This is a genomic window from Micromonospora sp. NPDC005686, assembly GCF_042871665.1.
Classification (GTDB): domain Bacteria; phylum Actinomycetota; class Actinomycetes; order Mycobacteriales; family Micromonosporaceae; genus Micromonospora.
In genome coordinates this window covers 195,357-212,443 of record NZ_JBIAIY010000009.1, presented here as the reverse complement: position 1 = coordinate 212,443, position 17,087 = coordinate 195,357, and the positions used below count along the sequence as shown (strand labels likewise).

Annotated in this window: 17 protein-coding genes; 7 read left to right on the top strand and 10 right to left on the bottom strand. The window is 74.4% G+C overall.

Annotated elements, in window-relative coordinates; all coding sequences use genetic code 11:
• Positions 1 to 10: 10 nt before the first annotated feature.
• Positions 11 to 3,148, top strand: a complete 3,138-nt coding sequence (locus ACFYON_RS21495) for a BTAD domain-containing putative transcriptional regulator (protein ID WP_354867628.1) — start codon at positions 11 to 13, stop codon at positions 3,146 to 3,148.
• On the opposite strand, the gene ACFYON_RS21490 is transcribed toward ACFYON_RS21495, so the two are convergent.
• Together ACFYON_RS21490 and ACFYON_RS21485 are read right to left on the bottom strand one after the other, a co-directional pair.
• The gene (locus ACFYON_RS21490) at positions 3,132 to 3,878 is read right to left on the bottom strand and encodes an ABC transporter permease (RefSeq protein WP_354867577.1); all 747 of its coding nucleotides are present in this window, start codon (positions 3,876 to 3,878) and stop codon (positions 3,132 to 3,134) included. The two genes, ACFYON_RS21495 and ACFYON_RS21490, sit on opposite strands and share 17 nt — an antisense overlap.
• Positions 3,875 to 4,816, bottom strand: coding sequence for an ATP-binding cassette domain-containing protein (locus tag ACFYON_RS21485; RefSeq protein ID WP_354867575.1), 942 nt, complete (start codon positions 4,814 to 4,816; stop codon positions 3,875 to 3,877). The genes ACFYON_RS21490 and ACFYON_RS21485 overlap by 4 nt, the downstream gene beginning before the upstream one ends.
• A 93-nt stretch (positions 4,817 to 4,909) precedes the next feature.
• On the opposite strand from ACFYON_RS21485, the gene ACFYON_RS21480 reads away from it, so the two are divergent.
• Positions 4,910 to 5,479: a DUF4240 domain-containing protein gene (locus tag ACFYON_RS21480; RefSeq protein WP_354867572.1), complete on the top strand. Its 570-nt coding sequence runs from the start codon at positions 4,910 to 4,912 to the stop codon at positions 5,477 to 5,479.
• Between the two features lie 76 nt (positions 5,480 to 5,555).
• Positions 5,556 to 6,551: a DUF3800 domain-containing protein gene (locus ACFYON_RS21475; protein WP_354867569.1), complete on the top strand. Its 996-nt coding sequence runs from the start codon at positions 5,556 to 5,558 to the stop codon at positions 6,549 to 6,551.
• A gap of 3 nt (positions 6,552 to 6,554) precedes the next feature.
• Here ACFYON_RS21475 and ACFYON_RS21470 read toward each other — a convergent pair whose 3' ends face one another.
• A complete protein-coding gene (locus ACFYON_RS21470) occupies positions 6,555 to 9,824 on the bottom strand; it encodes a hypothetical protein (protein WP_387321019.1) in 3,270 nt (1,089 codons plus the stop codon).
• A gap of 242 nt (positions 9,825 to 10,066) precedes the next feature.
• Here ACFYON_RS21470 and ACFYON_RS21465 point away from each other — a divergent pair, with 242 nt between their 5' ends.
• On the top strand, positions 10,067 to 10,969 hold the full coding sequence (locus ACFYON_RS21465) for a sulfotransferase domain-containing protein (protein ID WP_354867567.1): 903 nt from the start codon (positions 10,067 to 10,069) through the stop codon (positions 10,967 to 10,969).
• A gap of 6 nt (positions 10,970 to 10,975) precedes the next feature.
• Here the strand turns inward: ACFYON_RS21465 and ACFYON_RS21460 are convergent, their stop codons facing one another.
• On the bottom strand, positions 10,976 to 11,440 hold the full coding sequence (locus ACFYON_RS21460) for a VOC family protein (protein WP_354867564.1): 465 nt from the start codon (positions 11,438 to 11,440) through the stop codon (positions 10,976 to 10,978).
• A gap of 151 nt (positions 11,441 to 11,591) precedes the next feature.
• Here ACFYON_RS21460 and ACFYON_RS21455 point away from each other — a divergent pair, with 151 nt between their 5' ends.
• Positions 11,592 to 12,302, top strand: coding sequence for a helix-turn-helix domain-containing protein (locus tag ACFYON_RS21455; protein ID WP_354867561.1), 711 nt, complete (start codon positions 11,592 to 11,594; stop codon positions 12,300 to 12,302).
• Here ACFYON_RS21455 and ACFYON_RS21450 read toward each other — a convergent pair.
• The gene (locus tag ACFYON_RS21450; protein ID WP_354867559.1) at positions 12,284 to 12,862 is read right to left on the bottom strand and encodes a dihydrofolate reductase family protein; all 579 of its coding nucleotides are present in this window, start codon (positions 12,860 to 12,862) and stop codon (positions 12,284 to 12,286) included. The genes ACFYON_RS21455 and ACFYON_RS21450 overlap by 19 nt on opposite strands.
• Before the next feature lie 54 nt (positions 12,863 to 12,916).
• Positions 12,917 to 13,381, bottom strand: a complete 465-nt coding sequence (locus ACFYON_RS21445; protein WP_354867557.1) for a rhodanese-like domain-containing protein — start codon at positions 13,379 to 13,381, stop codon at positions 12,917 to 12,919.
• Between the two features lie 62 nt (positions 13,382 to 13,443).
• Between ACFYON_RS21445 and ftrA the strand changes: the two genes are divergently transcribed.
• Positions 13,444 to 14,433, top strand: coding sequence for a transcriptional regulator FtrA (ftrA, locus tag ACFYON_RS21440; protein ID WP_354867554.1), 990 nt, complete (start codon positions 13,444 to 13,446; stop codon positions 14,431 to 14,433).
• Here ftrA and ACFYON_RS21435 read toward each other — a convergent pair.
• The 3 genes from ACFYON_RS21435 to ACFYON_RS21425 are packed head-to-tail and all read right to left on the bottom strand — an operon-like array spanning position 14,406 to position 15,545.
• Complete coding sequence (locus tag ACFYON_RS21435) at positions 14,406 to 14,768, bottom strand: nuclear transport factor 2 family protein (protein ID WP_354867551.1); 363 nt, start codon at positions 14,766 to 14,768, stop codon at positions 14,406 to 14,408. The genes ftrA and ACFYON_RS21435 overlap by 28 nt on opposite strands.
• Positions 14,746 to 15,216, bottom strand: coding sequence for an SRPBCC domain-containing protein (locus tag ACFYON_RS21430; RefSeq protein WP_354867548.1), 471 nt, complete (start codon positions 15,214 to 15,216; stop codon positions 14,746 to 14,748). Before ACFYON_RS21430 ends, ACFYON_RS21435 begins: the two co-directional genes overlap by 23 nt.
• Positions 15,213 to 15,545: a metalloregulator ArsR/SmtB family transcription factor gene (locus ACFYON_RS21425; RefSeq protein WP_354867546.1), complete on the bottom strand. Its 333-nt coding sequence runs from the start codon at positions 15,543 to 15,545 to the stop codon at positions 15,213 to 15,215. Before ACFYON_RS21425 ends, ACFYON_RS21430 begins: the two co-directional genes overlap by 4 nt.
• A gap of 239 nt (positions 15,546 to 15,784) precedes the next feature.
• Here ACFYON_RS21425 and ACFYON_RS21420 point away from each other — a divergent pair, with 239 nt between their 5' ends.
• Complete coding sequence (locus ACFYON_RS21420; RefSeq protein ID WP_354867543.1) at positions 15,785 to 16,501, top strand: hypothetical protein; 717 nt, start codon at positions 15,785 to 15,787, stop codon at positions 16,499 to 16,501.
• Here ACFYON_RS21420 and ACFYON_RS21415 read toward each other — a convergent pair.
• A complete protein-coding gene (locus ACFYON_RS21415) occupies positions 16,498 to 17,070 on the bottom strand; it encodes a hypothetical protein (protein WP_354867541.1) in 573 nt (190 codons plus the stop codon). The genes ACFYON_RS21420 and ACFYON_RS21415 overlap by 4 nt on opposite strands.
• Positions 17,071 to 17,087 lie beyond the last annotated feature (17 nt).

Here is a 17,087-nt window from a genome sequence, read left to right as displayed (position 1 = left end):
GGATCGGCGGGTGCAGATCGGGTTGCTCGGGCCGTTCCAGGTCACCACGGACGGCGGCGTTGTCGCCGACGTGCCGGGCGCGCGACTGCGCGGGCTGCTGGCCGCCCTCGCGCTCCAGCCCGGCCGGGTGGTCCCGAAGTCGTCGCTCGTCGACTGGATCTGGGGCGAGCAGCCGCCCGCCGACGCCGCGAACGCGCTGCAACGGCTGGTGTCCCGGCTGCGCAAGGCGCTGCCGGCGGGCACCGTCGACGGGCTGCCGGACGGCTACCGGCTGGCCGTCGAGCCCGACGCGGTCGACGCCGTGCGGTTCGAACGGCTCGTCCGCCGGGCCCGCGACGGTGACGGGCCGCAGCGAGTACGCCTGCTGCGCGAGGCGCTGGGCCTGTGGCGTGGTGACCCGCTGCGCGACGTCGGGCTGCCCGACAGTCCGGCGCTCGACGCGGCAGCCACTCGGCTGGAGCGGCTGCGCCTGGCCGCGACGGAGGACCGGTACGACGCCGAGATCGGGCTCGGCCGGGAAGCCGATCTGATTCCGGAGCTGACCGACCTGGCGGCCGCCTATCCGGTACGCGAGCGGCTCGCCATGTCGTTGATGCGCGCGCTCGCCGCGGCCGGCCGGGACACCGAGGCGCTGCTCGTCTACCAGCGCACCGCCGACGCGCTCGCCGACGCCCTGGGCGTCGACCCGTCGCCGGAGCTGTCGGCGCTGCACGTCACCCTGCTGCGCGGCGGGACGGTACGCCGCGAGGACACCCGCCGCACCAACCTGCGCGCCGAACTGACCAGCTTCGTGGGCCGGGACGCCGATCTGGTCGCGGTCGGCGAGCTGGTGACCGCGCACCGGCTCACCACGCTCACCGGCCCCGGCGGATCCGGGAAGACCAGGCTGGCCACGGAGGCCGGGCGCCGGATGACAGGCGACCTGCCGGACGGCGTGTGGCTGGTGGAGTTCGCCGCCGTCAGCGCCGGCGGGGACGTGGTGCAGGCGACGATCTCCGGGCTCGGCCTGCGGGACGCGCTGCTCGGCGACCCGGGCAACGCGGAGCCGGCCGACCGGCTGGTCGCGGCGATCCGGGACCGGGACATGCTGCTGATCCTGGACAACTGCGAACACGTCGTGGAGCAGGCGGCCGCGCTGGCCCACCGGCTGCTCGGCGAGTGCCGGCGGCTGCGGATCCTGGCCACGAGCCGGGAACCGCTCGGCATCACCGGGGAGGCGTTGTGGCCGGTCGCGCCGCTGGGCCTGCCGGACGGCGACGCCACGGTCGCCGAGGTCGAGTCGTCGCCCGCAGTCCGCCTGCTGCGGGACCGGGCCGCCGCCGTCCGCCGGGACCTCGCGTCCGACGCCGGCACGGCGATGACGATGGCGCGGGTCTGCAGTGCGCTCGACGGCATGCCGCTGGCGATCGAGCTGGCCGCGGCGCGGCTGCGCAGCATGTCCGTCGACCAGCTCGCCACCCGGCTCGACGACCGGTTCCGGCTGCTCACCGGCGGCAGCCGGACCGCCCTGCCCCGGCACCGGACGCTGCGCGCGATTGTCGACTGGAGCTGGGAACTGCTCACCGACGCCGAACGCGCGGTCCTGTGCCGGCTGTCGGTGTTCTCCGGCGGGGCGAGCCTGGACGCGGCCGAGCGGGTCTGCGCCGGCGGCGCCGTCGAGCCGGGCGAGGTGCTCGACCTGCTCACCGCGCTGACCGAGAAGTCGCTGCTGGTCGCCGCCGGTGGCGTCGCGCCGCGCTACCGCATGCTCGGCACGATCAAGGAGTACGCCGCGCAGCGGCTCGCCGAGGCGGGGGAGACGAACCTCGTCCGCCACGCGCACCTCGCGTACTTCACCGAACTGGCCGAGGCGGCCGAGCCGTGGCTGCGCCGCGCCGATCAGCTCACCTGGCTCGCCCGGCTCGACGCCGAGCACGACAACATCACCGCCGCGATGCGCGGCGCGCTGGCGGCCGGCGAGGCGCGCGAGGCGATGCGGCTGGCGGCCGGCGCCGGTTGGTACTGGTGGCTCGGCGGCCACCGCACCGAGGGCATGGAGCTGGTCGTCGCGGCCACCGAGGTGCCGGGTGAGGTGCCCGACGACAACCGCGCCGTGGTGTACGCGCTGGTGGTGCTGTTCCTCAGCTCCGGGCCGGGCGACGGGCAGCACGCGGCCGAGTGGATCCACCGGGCGTACCGGCTGAGCCGGGCGGGCCGGGGCAGGCACCCGGAGCTGGCCCTGGTCGTGCCGATGGAGCGCATGCTGCGGGAGCCGGACGCGTTGCTGCCCGCCTGGGAGTCGCTGCTCGACCACGAGGACCCGTGGGTACGCGCGCTGGCCCGGCTGCACCTGGGCAAGCTGCGGGTCATCCTCGGGATCGAGGCGGCGGAGGCGGAGGCGTGCCTGCGGCAGGCGCTGGCCGAGTTCCGGGCGGTGGGTGAACGGTTCGGGATCTCGTTCGCGCTCAGCGAGCTGGCCGAGCTGATCGCCGTGCGCGGTGACGTCGCCGCCGCCTGCGACTACTACGAGCAGGCCGTCACGGCGGTCACCGAGGTCGGCGCCGTCGAGGACGTGATCCGGATGCGGGCGCGGCTGGCCTGGCTGTACCGGCTGGGCGGTGACGAGGCCGCGAGCGCCGCCGCCGTGGCCGAGGCGCAACGGCTCGCCGCAGGGGTCGCGTGGCCGGGCGCGCTGGCCGAGCTGGCGCTGGTCCGGGCGTACCTGGCCCGCCACGACGGCGACGCGGACGAGGCGTACGCGCAACTGCGGGCCGTGTCGGCGCTGCTCGGCGACGAGGCGGACCTGGCTGGCGTCCGGGCGGGCACCCAGGATCTGCTGGGCTACCTGGCCGAGGACGTCGAGCAGGCCCGTACCCATCGGGCGGCGGCGTGCCGGGCGGCGCGCGAGGGCGGCTACGCGCCGCTGACCGCGCAGGTGCTCGTCGGTGTGGCGGACCTGGCGTTGCGGCTGGACCGGCCGGACCAGGCGGCGCGGCTGCTCGGCGCCGCCGTCGCGGTACGCGGGCTGCCCGACCTCGCCCACCCGGACGCGTCCCGGATCGAGGCGGCGGCGCGCGACCGCCTCGGCGACGCGGGGTTCGCCGAGGCGGTCGCACAGGGCCGGGAGACCGGCTGGGAGCGGCTGGCCGAGGTCACGCTCGCTTCGTGAACGTGGACCGCGCCCACAGGTAGCCGACCACCGCGATGCCGGCGCACCAGACGATCGCGGGGACCACGTCGCCGGCCGAGGGAGCGCCGCCCAGCAGGCCGCGCAGCGTCTCGATGATCGGCGTGAACGGCTGGTACTCGGCGAACTGCCGCAGCCCCGGCCCCATCTTGTCCGCGGGCACGATCGCGCTGCTGAAGAACGGCAGCAGGATCAGCGGCACGGCGGCCATGCCCGCCGACTCGGGCGACTTGGCGAACAGGCCCAGAGCGACGGTGAACCAGCTGACGGCGACGCTGAGCAGCACCACCATGCCGACCGCACCGAGCCAGTGCAGGGGACCGGCGGCCGGGCGGAAGCCGAGCAGGAACGCCACACCGACCAGGGCCGCGACCGCGATGACGTTCGTCAGCACGGTGGCGACGACGTGGCCGGTCAGCACCGCGCCCCGGGAGACGTGCATGACCTTGAACCGGTTGATGATGCCCTTGGTCATGTCGGAGCTGACCGCGGTCGCGGTGCCGCCGAGGCCGTAGCAGACCGCCAGCAGCATCAGGCCCGGCGTCGCGTAGTCGACGTAGTCGACGCCGACGGAGAACGCGTCGCCGAGCATGTACACGAACATCAGCATGACGATGATCGGCATCAGCACCGCGTTGAACACCGAGGTGGGGTTGCGGCGCAGGTGCGTCAGGTTGCGGCGCAGCATGACGACCGAGTGGTTCCTGCTCATTTCGCGGCCACCTCCGGGGTACGGCCGGTCAGGGCCAGGAAGACGTCGTCGAGGTCGGGGGTCTGTACGGACAGGTCGCCGGCGCTGATCGCGTGCGCGTCGAGCCGGTCGAGCAGGGCGCGCAGCGCCGCGGTCCCGCCGTCGGTCGGCACGCTCAGCGCCAGCGCCTCCTCGTCGCGTACGGCGTCGGGCAGCACCAGCGCCGCCGCGTCGAGTTCGGCGACGCTGCCGAACCGCAACCGCACGTGCGTGCCGGGGATCCGGCGCTTCAGCTCCTCCGGCGTGCCCTGGGCGGCCAGCCGGCCCTGGTCCAGCACCGCGATCCGGTCGGCGAGGCGGTCGGCCTCGTCGAGGTACTGGGTGGTGAGGAAGACCGTCACGCCGTCGGCCACCAGCTCCCTGATGATCGACCACATGGTGCGGCGGCTGCGCGGGTCCAGCCCGGTCGTCGGCTCGTCCAGGAAGATGATCCGCGGCTCGCCGACCAGCGTCATCGCCAGATCCAGCTTGCGGCGCATGCCCCCGGAGTACGTCGACACCAGCTTGCCGGCGGCCTCGACCAGGTCGAACCGTTCCAGCAGCTCGGCGATGACCCGCTTGCCGATCACCCGGTCACGCGGGCCGAGGTCGGCCATGAGTTGCAGGTTCTCCCGCCCGGTCAGCAGTTCGTCCACCGCCGCGAACTGCCCGGTCACCCCGATCGCCGCGCGTACCGACCCGGCCTCGGTGGCCACGTCGTGCCCGGCGACACGCACCGACCCGGCGTCGGCGCGGATCAGGGTGGTCAGGATGTTTATGGCTGTCGTCTTGCCGGCCCCGTTCGGGCCGAGCAGCGAGAAGATCGTCCCGGCGGGGACGTCCAGGTCGATGCCGTCGAGCACCACCCGGTCCTTGTACGCCTTGCGCAATCCGGAGACCGCGATCGCTGAACTCGTCATGCGACCACCGTGCGCGGCCGTGCCGCCACCGCCCTGACACGGCGCTGACACGACCGCTGACAGTTTGTCGGTGGGCCGGCGTACGGTCCCGCCGTGGATCGGGAGACGTTCTGGGAGATCGTGGAGCGGGCACGTCGCGCCGCGGGGCGCGAGACGGTGACCGCCGAGGGGGCCGACGCGGTGGCCGGGCACCTGGTCGCGGAGCTGTCGGCGCGGAGTCCGGCGGCGATCGTGGGCTTCCAGCAGGCATACGACGACGTGACCGAGGAGGGATGGCGCTGGGACCTGTGGGCGGCCGCCTACCTGATGCGTGGCGGCTGCTCGGACGACGGGTTCGACTACTTCCGCGGCTGGCTGGTCGCGCAGGGGCGGGCGGTCTGGGAGCGGGCCGTCGCCGATCCCGACTCACTCGCCGGGGCCGGTGTCGACCCGGACGACGACGCGGTCGAGTGCGAGGCGGTGCTGAGCGCGGCGGGCGACGCGTACGCCGTGGCGACCGGCGGCGGCACCGATGCGTTCTGGGAGGCGCTCGACGCCGCCGACCGCGCTGCTCCCGACCGCACGCCGGCCGACCCGGCCGGTGACGACTTCGACTTCGACGACGACGAGCAGATGCACGCCCGCCTGCCGCGCCTGGCGGCGATCTACCGGCCGGTGGAATGAGGCGGTGCGCACCGCCTCCGACCCGATCCGGGTTAACCGCTGGTCCGCCGCGGGCCGGTGGGCGAGCATTGTCGGCATGGCCGGGTCGACGGGTGCGAGGCTGCCGCTCCAGGGCGGGCTGCCACCCGGCGAGGCGCTGACCGGCGCGGTGCTGGAGATCGCCTGCGACGAGTCCGGCTTCTCCGGCACCAACCTGCTCGACCCGGCCACCCCGGTGATCGTCCACGCCAGTGTCGACCTGAGCCGCGACGAGGCCGCCGAGTTGATCCGTACGCTGCGGTCCGGGTTCCGGTTCTCCCCCGACGAGGTCAAGTCCCGGCAGTTCCTGCGCCGGCGCGAAGCCGCCGAGGTGACGGCGTGGCTCCTGGCGGCGCTGCGCGGCCGGGCGCACGTGCACCTGGTCGACAAGGAGTTCTTCCTCGCCACCCGGGTCGTGGACCTGCTGCTGGCCGAACCGTCGTACGCGGCGGGCACCCGCCTCGCCGGTGACCGGCGTCCGGCCGCGACGGCGCTGCACCGGGCCGGGCGGGCGGCCGGACCCGGCTGGGCGGTCTTCCTCGCCGCCGTGGTCGAGATGCTGCGCACCAAGCGGCGGGACCGGGCGGACGACCGGAGCGTCGAGCGGTTCTTCGCCGCGCGGGACGCGTTGCGTCGCCACGTCGGCGACGCACAGGTCGGCGCGGTTCTCGACGCGCTCGATCCGGCCCGGGTAGCAGCCGTGCAGGCCCGGTTGTACGCGGGCGACCGGACGATCCCGCCGCCGCTGGAGCCGCTGCTGCCGGCGCTGGCCGAGACCGTCCTGCACTGGAGCGCCGGACGGCGGCGGGTGCTGGTGATCCACGACGAGCAGAGCGCGCTCACCGAGGACCGGCTGCGCCGCCTCCAGGCGGCGCTGGCTGCCGGCGACCCGGCCGGCCCGTCACCGCTGGCCGGGCTGGTGATGACCGATTCGCGCGACGACCCGCGCGTCCAGGCCGCCGACCTGCTCGCCGGGGTGGCCCGCCGGATGCCCGGCGTCCCCGGCGACCGGCCGCTGCGCCCGCTGCTGGCCCCGGCCTCCGACGCCGGGTAGCCGTCAGCTCATGTCGAGCGCGTACGCGGCCTCCCGCACGTCGGCGTCCGGGTGACGGCGTAGCCCGGTCAGCAGCTCCCGCCACGGCGTCTTCCAGCCGAACTCCGAGCCGTGCGCGACGAGCGCCACCGCGAACAGCCCACCGGCGAGGTCTCCGCGCCCGGCGAGGCGGGCGATGGTGTCGGCGAGCGCCGCCGGGTCGGGCCGCCGCCTGTCGCGCAGGCGCGCGCCGACGTGTTCGGCAGTGCGGACCGCGACCAGGGGCCGGCCCGCGCAGAGCGCGGCGACCTCGTCCAGGTTGTCCATCCGGCCGATGCCGACGAGAAGGCCGGTGGCCGTACCCAGGAAGCCGTCCCGGCCGGCGAGCCACCGCGCGGCCTCGACCAGTCCGGCCCGGTCGACGTCGGCCGGCCGGCTGCGGGACCACAGGGCCGCGCCGACGGCGAGCACGTCGATGCGCCGCCGGGCCGGCCGGTCGGTCACCGGGCCGCCCGGGTCGTCGTCGGCCGCGTCCCGCTCCACCAGCCGGGTCAGCGCGGCCCGGAACGCCGCGTCGCCACCGGCCCGCAGCAGGTTCGCCACGCCGATGCTCGGCGTCGTCTCGTCCGGGTCGGTGAGCCGGTCCACTATCAGGTCGGTGACGCCGGTCAGCCACGGCCACCACTCACCGAGCGCGGCGAACGCGGCGCGGCTGACCTCCCGGTCCTCGGCCCGGCACGCCGCCGCGACCAGGTCGGCGTAGGCGCGGCGGTGACGCTCCGAGATCCCGGAGGGGAACGCGCCGAGCACCGCCCGCCGCTCCTCGCGGCTGGCGTGCACCGCCGCCCGCAACACGGCCCAGGCCGCCTCCGACCCCAGCCGCTGCCGGGCGGCGGAGACGATCGCCGCGCGCACGTCGCGGTGCGTGTCCGGATCGGTGTACGCCGCGCCGAGCGTCACCATCACGTCGGTGTGGGTGTAGCGGGCCAGGAGCCGGGCGGCCTCCTTGCGGCTGGTGACCTTCGCGGCGCCGGTGAGCACCCCGCCCAGCAGTTCGGCCAGGCGGGCCGGCGGGACGTACCGGGCGGCCCGTCCGGCCGCGTACAGCGCGACACGTGCCCGTTCTCCGTCGGCGTACCGCAGCAGCACCGGGAACGCCTCGTCCGGCCGGTCGGTCCAGACCAGCGCGCCGAGCGCCGCCTCGGCGACCGGCACCTGGGACGCGTCGAGGTGGCGCAGCACCAGCTCACGTCCGGCCGGTCCGGCCCCGGCGGCGGCCCGGATCGCCCCCGCCCGCCGCCAGACCCGTTGCCCGGAGTCGGCGACGACGCGGGCCTGAAGCGCCACGAAGCGCTCCTGCTGGCGGGGGAGCCAGCGCTGGGCGTACGGCGCCGTGTCGGGCACCCACCGCAGGCCGCGCTCCACGAACCGGCCGCGCGGGGGCCGGTCCAGCGCCCGGTCGAGCAGGTCGGTGCGGGACGCGCAGACGGTCGTCCACACCCCGTGGATCGCCACCGCCGACGCGTCCACGTCCAGCACCTCGGCGACGCGCCGCGAGCGGGTACGCGGATCGGCGAGCCAGAGCTCCACCGCGGCACGGGCCACCGAGGGCAGGGTGTCCGGCCCGATCGCCCGGCGCAGCATGTCCTGTAGCTCCGGCAGCCGCCAGGCCCGCCGGCCGAGCGCTTCGGTGAGCGCGAACAGCAGCCCGTACCGGCCGCGCGCCATGCCGCCCTCGATCCGGCCGCGCAGCCGGTCGAACACCACCCTCTCCTGGCCGTGGCGCAGCACCGTGTCGAGCCGGCGCAGCACCGGCACCGTCGCGTCGCTGCTCACCACGTCGATCGTGAGCAGTGCCCACTCCACCAGCTCGGGCACGTCCACGTGATGCGTGAGCACGTCGACGGAGAGCCGGCTCAACGCCGTGGTGGTGGCCGCCGAGGTGTCCCGCGCGTCCACCGCGTCGGTGGTGAGCCCGGTCAGCCCGGCCGCGCTCGTGGCGGTGAGCAGCGGCGCCACTGTGGCCAGCGCGGTGAGCGCGGCCGCGCGTACCGGGTCCTGCTCGTTGCGCAGCCGGCCGAGGCGGACCACCACCTGGGCCACCGTCCGCGGGTCGCGGGAGCGCCGCGCGGCCGCCACCAGCAGCCGCCAGCCGTCCGCCCGTTCGTCCGCGTCGCCCGAGCGCAGTGCCGCGCTCGCCGACGCGGAGGCCGCCGGCCACGGCAGGTACGCGCTCCAGAACCGCACCTGCTCCTCCCGCTCGCGGACCGACGGCAGGACCAGCACCCGGGTCGCCTCGCGTGCCTGTACCGGCGCCGGCAGCACCTCCATCACCTCGGCGCCCGGCAGCAGCGCCGTGGTGTCGGTGTCGGCCAGCGCGCCGTGGTACAGCTCGGCGCGGCGGCTCGGCGCCACGGCGCGCAGCAACGCGGCGAGCGCCCGGTCGTGCTCGCGCAACCGGGCGGCCAGCGGGATCAGATCGTCCACGGGCAGCGCGGCGAGGCGGCCCAGCAGCGCGCGGGGCAGCACGATCCGTGCCAGCCAGGTCGCGCGGCCGGGCGAGGTGAGCAGGCGTACGACACGGCGGGCGTCGTGTGTGGCGAGCCGCCCGTACGCGACGAGCGGGCCGGGTAGCGACTCCTCCGGCGCGTACTCGTCGAGCAGGTCCAGCGCCCGCGCGGGATCGCCGCGCAGCACCGCGCCGGCGACCTCGGTCCAGATCCGCCTGCGCGACTCCGGTGGGGCCGCGGCCAGCCGTTCACCGGTGCGCGCCAGCACGATGCCGGCGTGCCACCGCATCAGCCGTTCCGGGTTCAGCGCGTGTTCCAGGTCGGGCAGCAGGGTCCGTACCGTCTCCGGGCCGCAGGCCGGCAGCAGCGCGGCTGCCTCGTGGTCACCGAACCGCTCGCGTACCCCGATGATCAGCGCGTCGGCGACGGCCGGTGCCGGGCGGCGGCGCAGCCCCCGGTAGACCCGCCGCCGCGCGTTCGCCGGCCGGTCGGTCAGGTCGGCGGGCGTCACGCCGGCCCGCACGGCCGCGTTCAGCGCGGTGGCGCCGATCGAGGGCTCCGGGTCGTGCGTCGCCGCCAGGACGGCGTCGGTGTCCTGGGTGGCCAACGCGGCGAGCAACGCGAGACGCCGCTCGTAGGTGCCGCGTTCGCGCAGGTCGGCGCAGACCTGAGCACGGTCGGGCGCGGTGCGTGCCCACGCCACGAGGCGTCGCGTCCGGTCGCGGTGGGACAGCGGATCGAGTGACGTCAGGAGAGCGCGGGTGGCTTTGAGCACGGTGATCATTGTGCCGGTGGCCGGCCACCGCTGCCGCCCCGTCAAACCATTCCGCAATTCCTATGGAAATTGTAGATTTTCAGCTTACTCTCAGCCGCCCGGGATTGACATTAATCGGACCGTCGGGGATATTCCTAGCGGCGCGTCGGGGCGCGGGGCGGAGCAGGCGAAGGCTGCGGATTTCACCTGCGTGACGTGCGGAAACGTGTTCGTGTCGCCCCTGCTCCGCAGGGTCCTGATGAGGTTGGACGATGATTAACCGGGCCGTCGAATTCGCCAAGCACAATTCGCCGAATTCCCTGCGCGTAAAGGCCCGGCGGGCACAGATGGAAGCGCGTAACGCCCGCATGCGACTCGCCGTGCCGGTGGTGGAACGCAGCGAATTCGACAACATCTTCCACTGCACGGTCCGCAAGACCGGCAGCCAGTGGATCAAGGCGTTGTTCAGCGACCCGGCCGTCTACCGTCACTGCGGGCTGCTGCCCTACGACCCGCGCTTCTACTCCGGCGGGGCGACCGCGCCGGTGCCCGCCGGCCGCATCGGCCTGGCGATCTTCCTCTCCCACAAGCGGTTCGAGGCAGTGCCCAAGGCCGGCAGCTACCGCGCGTTCTTCGTGATCCGTGATCCGCGCGACGTGGTGGTGTCCAGCTACTTCTCCCTGCGCAACTCGCACGCCCCGATGGGCGACATCCCCCAGGCGCGCAAGGCCCTCCAGGAACTGCCGAAGAAGGAGGGGATGCTCTACGTCATCGACCGGCTGCGCGACAAGAAGCAGTTCGCGCAGATGCGGTCCTGGGGGGTCGCACCGAGCGACGAGACGTTCCGGCTGTTCCGCTACGAGGACCTGACCGGCGAACGGCAGACCGAGGAGGTCGACCAGCTCATGCGGCACTGCGGGATCACCCTGCCGCCGGCCGAGCTGGAGGCCCTCCTGGCCCGCTACAGCTTCAGCAAGATGAAGAAGAGCAAGGAGACCCCGGGGCGGATCTCCCACTACCGCAAGGGCGCGTCCGGCGACTGGCGCAACCACTTCGACGACGACGTCTACGCCGCGTACACGGCCGCCGCCGGTGACCTCGCCGAGATCCTCGGCTATCCCGCCCGCGACGACGTGACCGACGAGCGGAACGGCCAGGGGTCCGCTACCCGGTAGGGCGCGTCACGAGCCTGCCTGCCCGAACCACAGATCGTGGACGGACTGCAAGCCGTCATGCGTCGAGTCGGTCACCCGGAAGAACTTCCACGCATAGCCGAACGGGTCCTCGAACTCGACGTACCTCTCTCCCCACGGTGCGTTCTCCGGACCGGCACTGATGACGCAGCCGGCAGCTTCACACCGCAGGGCCGCCTCGTCGATGTCGTCAACCTCGAGCCCGATGACAACGCCGAGCCCGCGCGGGCCGGTCTTCGTCCGACGTTCCCGGGCGCTGTCCGGGAACGGGATGCCAACCAGCGCGTCGACCAGCAACTGCAACGGGCCCCGCCGGAGGATTGCCATGACGAGACCACCATCAGCGCCAGGCACCGTGCCCACCGGGACAAAACCGAAACTCTGATACAACGTCGAGGCTGCCGTGACGTCACTGACCCGCAGCGCGACCCGTACCGGTGGCTCGTCGGTCATCCCGCGACGCTAGCGATTCGGCACACTGCGCGCAACGCTCGCCCAACCTGTCCGTTCGACCTCCGTATCTCGACCATCCTCTCCGGAATGCGAAGGATCCCGCGAGGCGGTGAGCGGATGGTCCGCACCTGGATCGCCTTATGCTCCTGCTGTGGAGCTGCGGTTCACCACGCGCCCGTCCGACTCGGCCTGGATCGACACCGTCTGGACCTGCACCAGCGAACGGGTCACCGAGATGACCTCGGTGGCGAGCCCGTGCTGGGGCCTGGTCTTCTGGCGGCGTGACGGGCACTCGTACGCGGCCGTCTCCGGCCCCGAGACCGCCACCGGCGCGGCACCGGTGCCCGAGGGCGCGACGTTCGTCGGCATCGAGTTCGCGGTGGGCACCTCGCTGCGGCTCGTACCCACGCCGGCGCTCGTCGACAGCGGCGCCGAACTGCCCGACGCGACGCGCCGGACGTTCCGGCTCGACGGCGGCCGGTGGGAGACGCCCGGCCCGGACGACGCCGAATCGCTCGTCGAACGGCTGGTCCGCGCCGGTGTGGTGGTCCGCGACCCGCTCGTCACCGAGGTGCTTCGCGGCGGCCGTCCGCCGGCCTCACCACGCACCCTGGAACGCCGGTTCCGCGCCGCGACCGGGCTGACCCGGGGCGCCGTGCGGCAGATCGACAGGGTGCGCCGGGCCGCGGTGCTGCTGGCCGCCGGCAGCCCGCCCGCCGACGCGGTCACCACCTTCGGGTACGTGGACGAACCGCACCTGGCCCGCGCGCTGCGCCGGTACGTCGGGCGGACGGCCGGTGAGCTGCGCGCGGGCGCCGGTGGCGCGATCGCGCTGGACCCGGCTCAGCGGGTCACGTCGTAGATCAGCTTGATGACGCCGTTGGGGTAGGCGGCGCAGTCGCGCAGACGCAGCGCCTGCTTGTCCCGATCGGCCTGGCTGAACAGGCTCTTGCCGGCGCCGAGCAGCACCGGGAAGACGAGCAGGTGGTACCTGTCGATCAGGTCCGCCTCGGCGAGACGGCGGGCGAGTTCCGCGCTGCCGTGGATGAAGACGTCGCCGCCGTCGCCCTGCTTGAGCGCGGCCACGTCGGCGGTGCTCCGCAGGACCGTCGTCGGCCCCCAGCCGTCGACCAGGGCGTCCTCGGGCAGGCTGGACGACACCACGTACTTGGGCAGGTCCCGGTAGGCGGCGTGGTCCTCGGAGTCGCGCCAGGTGGGCGCGAACGCCTCGTAGCTGCGCCGGCCGAACATCAGCGCCGTGGTCTGTTCCAACTCCTCGCCCTTGAGCGAGAACGCCTCCGGCAGGAACTCGACGTCCTTGACGACCCAGCCGCCGCTGCGGTGGTCCTCGCCCGGCCCGCCGCCGGGGGAGTCCACCACGCCGTCGAGCGACATGAATCCGGTGTAGACAAGATCACGCATGCGGCCATGCTAGGAACGGCCGCCGGCTGCCGTCTTGTACGGAACCGACACGCCTCAGCAGCCGCACGACGCACCGGCCGGGGCGGTGAGGTCGTCGGCGGGCCGCCGGATCAGCCCCGCCTCGGTGCGTACCGGGAAGCCCTCCCGCACCCAGTACTCGTACCCGCCGATCATCTCCTTGACCGGCCGGCCGAGCCGGGCGAACTCCAGCGCCGCCCGGGTGGCGCCGTTGCAGCCCGGCCCCCAGCAGTAGGTGACCACTGTGGCGTCCGGCGGGACCAGCTCGCCCGCCCGGGCGGCGATCTCCGCGGTGGGCAGGTGCACCGCGCCGGGGAGGTGTCCCTGCCGCCACGCCGGCAGGGAGCGCGAGTCGACCACGACCAGGCCCGGTACGCCCGCCTCCAGATCGGCGTGCACGTCGCTCACGTCGGCCTCGAACGAGAGCCGGGCCGCGAAGTGGGCGAGGGCGTCGGCGGGACGGGCGGCGGGAATGCGCAGGACGTTCGACATGGCACCCATCGTGCTGGCCGCCGCCCGGCCGCTCCAGTGGCGCGAGCGACGCCCTTCGCTAAGATCCCGCCATGAACCGTGCCACCGTGTCGGTGCTGGCGTACGAGGGCATGTCGGTGTTCGAGACCGGGATCGTCACCGAGGTCTTCGGCCTGCCCCGTCCGGAGTTCGACGTGCCCTGGTACGAGCTGACCGTCTGCGCAGAGACCCCCGGCGCGGTGCGGCTGGTCGGCGGCGCCACGCTGCACACCCGCCACGGCCTCGACGCGTTCGCCGCCGCCGGCACGCTGATCGTGCCCGGCGTCGCCGACGTGCACGCCGACCCGTCGCCCGCGCTCACCGGCGCGCTCCGCGCGGCCCACCGGCGCGGCGCCCGGATCGTGTCGATCTGCTCGGGCGCGTTCGCCCTGGCCGGCGCGGGCCTGCTCGACGGCCGTCGCGCCACCACCCACTGGCGGTACGCCGACCTGCTCGCCCGGCGCCACCCGGCGGTACGCGTCGACCCGGACGTGCTCTACGTGGACGACGGGGACATCCTGACCAGCGCCGGCAGCGCGGCCGGTCTCGACCTCTGCGTCCATCTGGTACGCCGCGACCACGGCCCGACGATCGCCAACGCCGTCGCCCGCCGGCTCGTCGTGCCGCCGCACCGCGACGGCGGCCAGGCGCAGTTCGTCGAGGCGCCGGTGCCCGGCGACCCGGAGGACGACCGGCTCGCCGCGAGCATGTCCTGGGCGCTGGCGAACCTGAACGCCCCGATCACGGTGGCCCGGCTGGCGCGGCGGGCGCACATGTCGTCCCGCACCTACCTGCGGCACTTCGCGCGGGCCACCGGCACCACCCCGATCCGGTGGCTGATCGACCGGCGCGTCCAGGCCAGCCTGCCGCTGCTGGAGACCACCACCGCGCCGATCGGGGAGGTCGCCGCGACGGTCGGGTTCGAGACGGCGGTGACGTTTCGGCACCACTTCACCGCCGCGATGCGGACCTCGCCGTCGGCGTACCGCCGGACCTTCACCAGGACGTCCGGGGCTCACGCCCCGGGCAGCGGGACGACGTAGGAGTCGACGCGGGCGATGAGCCCGTCCCGGAACGTGAACAGGTCGTTGAAGGCGAACCGGAACGGTCCGTGCTCGACGGTGACGCCCCGGCCCTCGCCGGTCACCACGACGACCGGCCCGTCCTCGTGCACGCGCTCGACGTCGAGGTGCGGGCTGCCGGTGAAGGCCGGATTCTCGATCTCGCCGTCGAACTCCGCCCGGCCCCGGGTGGTCCGGTGGCCGTGGATGACCCACTCGACGTCGTCGGTGAGGGTGGCGAGGATGCGCTCGTGGTCACTGGTCCGGAAGCCGTCGAAGTATTCGGCGACCAGCTCACGCTGGGTTGGTCGGGTCACTGCTGTCTCCTTCGTGTCGCAGGTGGGCGGCGAGGGCGTCGAGGATCGAGGCGAGCCCGTCGGCCGCCTGGTCGGTGCGCAGCTCGGGCGGGAGCTTGCGCTGGTGCACGGTGAGGTCGGTGCCGTCCCCGGCAGGCCGCAGCGTCACCGTCGTGCGCAGGCCGGTGACCGGCTCGTCGAACACCAGCTCACGCGGCCGGTCGGCACGTACGTAGACGAACCGCAGCCGCCCGGTCCGGCCGTCCGGGGCCCGGGTGTCGAGCGCGAACTCCCCGCCGGGCCGCAGGTCCACGATCACCGACGCCTGCGGCACCGTGGCGTGCGAGCCGCCCCAGAACGCCGCGATGCCGGCCGGCGAGGTGAACGCCTCCCACACCCGGTCCGGCGCGGCGGGCAGGTGGCGCCGCGCGATCAGCTCGTCGCCGTGCCGTTCGGTGACTGCCCTCACCGGGTCGCCTCCGGGCCCGAGAGGTGCGTCTCCAGCGCGTCGAGGCGGTCGTCCCAGGCGCGGCGCTGCTCGTCGATCCACATGCTCAGGCGGGCGAGCCGGTCGCCGCGCAGCCGGCACGGTCGGCGCGTGCCCTCCCGTCGCTGCTCGACCAGGCCGCACCGGCGCAGCACGCCGACGTGGTGGGAGACGGCCTGCGGCGTCAGGTCGAACGGCTCGGCCAGCTCGCCCACAGTGGCCTCACCGCGGGCGAGGCGGGTCACCAGGGCGCGGCGGACCGGGTCGCCGAGGGCGGCGAAGGCGAGGTCGAGGTCCGGGTCGGAGCGCATGCCCGCACGCTAGCGCAAACAATCATTTGCGCAAGCACATCTTTGCGAATGTCGTGTCGTCGTGTCGCACCGGCAGCCGCACAGCCCCGCTGTCGGCTCGTCGGAGCGGCCGGAAACCGGTGGCGGGGCCGGGCGTCGGGGGAGTGGCGGTGCTGTTTCGGGCGCCGCCGCGCCGGGAACGTCGTCGGGACGGGCACGGGACGGAGGTCGACGTGAGGACACCGGGTCGCCGTAGGCGGATGCGTGGCGTACCCCTGCTCGTCACCGCGCTGCTGGCCGGCGCGTGTGGCGACGGCGGGGGGAACGACGGCGGCGCCGGGGGACGCACCTCGGCGCCGACCTCCGGTCCGACGGCCGTCACGCCGTCGGCGTCACAGTCGTCCGGCGGGCCCGTGACGATTCCGACGTCCGCGTTCGCCGACCTGCCGCCGGAGCTGCGCAAGACCGCCGCCCAGCCGACGGAGGTCGCCGGCGCGCTGCCCGAGCTGTGCGACAAGGAGTTCCGCAGCGGTGGACGGTCGGTCACCGCGAGCGCCGCGATGATGAGCACCTACAAGCAGCCGAAGGATCCGCCGGAGAACGTCCCCTACGGCACGCTGCACCAGACCGTCTTCGCCTTCGAGGGCGCCGGCGCGGCCGACTACCTGCGCCGGGTCCGGGGAGCGGTCGCGGAGTGCCGGTCGTTCCCGGCCGCGGGCGGCAGCGTCACCGTCGCGTCCCGGCCGATGGCGGGGACCGGGGACGAGGCGCTGCTGATGACCGTGAGCCGGCCGGCGACCGACCCGGACGGAAGCCCGGCCCAGGGGCGGAGCACCAGCCAGATCATCGTCATCCGGGTCGCCGACGCGGTCACTGTCGTGCACGACCAGGGCTGGGAGGGCACCAGCGCCGACCCCGGCCTGGCCGACGACATCGCCCAGGCCGCGGTCCGCGGCCTCGACTCCTGGCAGCGCTAGCGGCGGCGGCGCGTCGCCCGGCGTACGAGCAGGTACGCGACGCCACCGGCCAGCACCCAGGGCGCGGCGACCACGACCGGGTCGAGCGGGTGATGCACGCGGTCGACCCGGTTGCCGCGCAGCCGGGAGGAGAGCCCGTGGTGGGTGACCTCGCTGAGCACGCCGGTCTCGGTGACCGGGTTGTCCGGGTGGCGGCTGAACAGCGACCCCAGTCTGCTCTCCGCCGTGTCGACCCGGTCGGCGGCGAGCAGCAGCAGCCAGTGTGCCGCGCGTCCCTCGCTGAACCGGCGGTACGAGTAACGGCGGATCACGCCGGAGAGCCCCTTGGGCGGGCACGAGGTGCCGAAGACGGGCGTCAGGAACGCGTGCTCGATCGACCGCTCGCGCGGCCACTTCTCCGGCTGCCGCTCGGGGAACTCCCAGTGCGCGCCGGTGACCTCCGGCGCGAAGCGCTCCTTCGGCACGGCGGGCCGGTCCGCCGGGTCGAGGTCGGCGCCCCACCCGGGGATGCGGGCACGCAGCTCGTCCGGGGACTCGGCGAGTTTGGGCTTGTCCGGCGTGTACGGCATGGTCGGCTCCCGGTCCT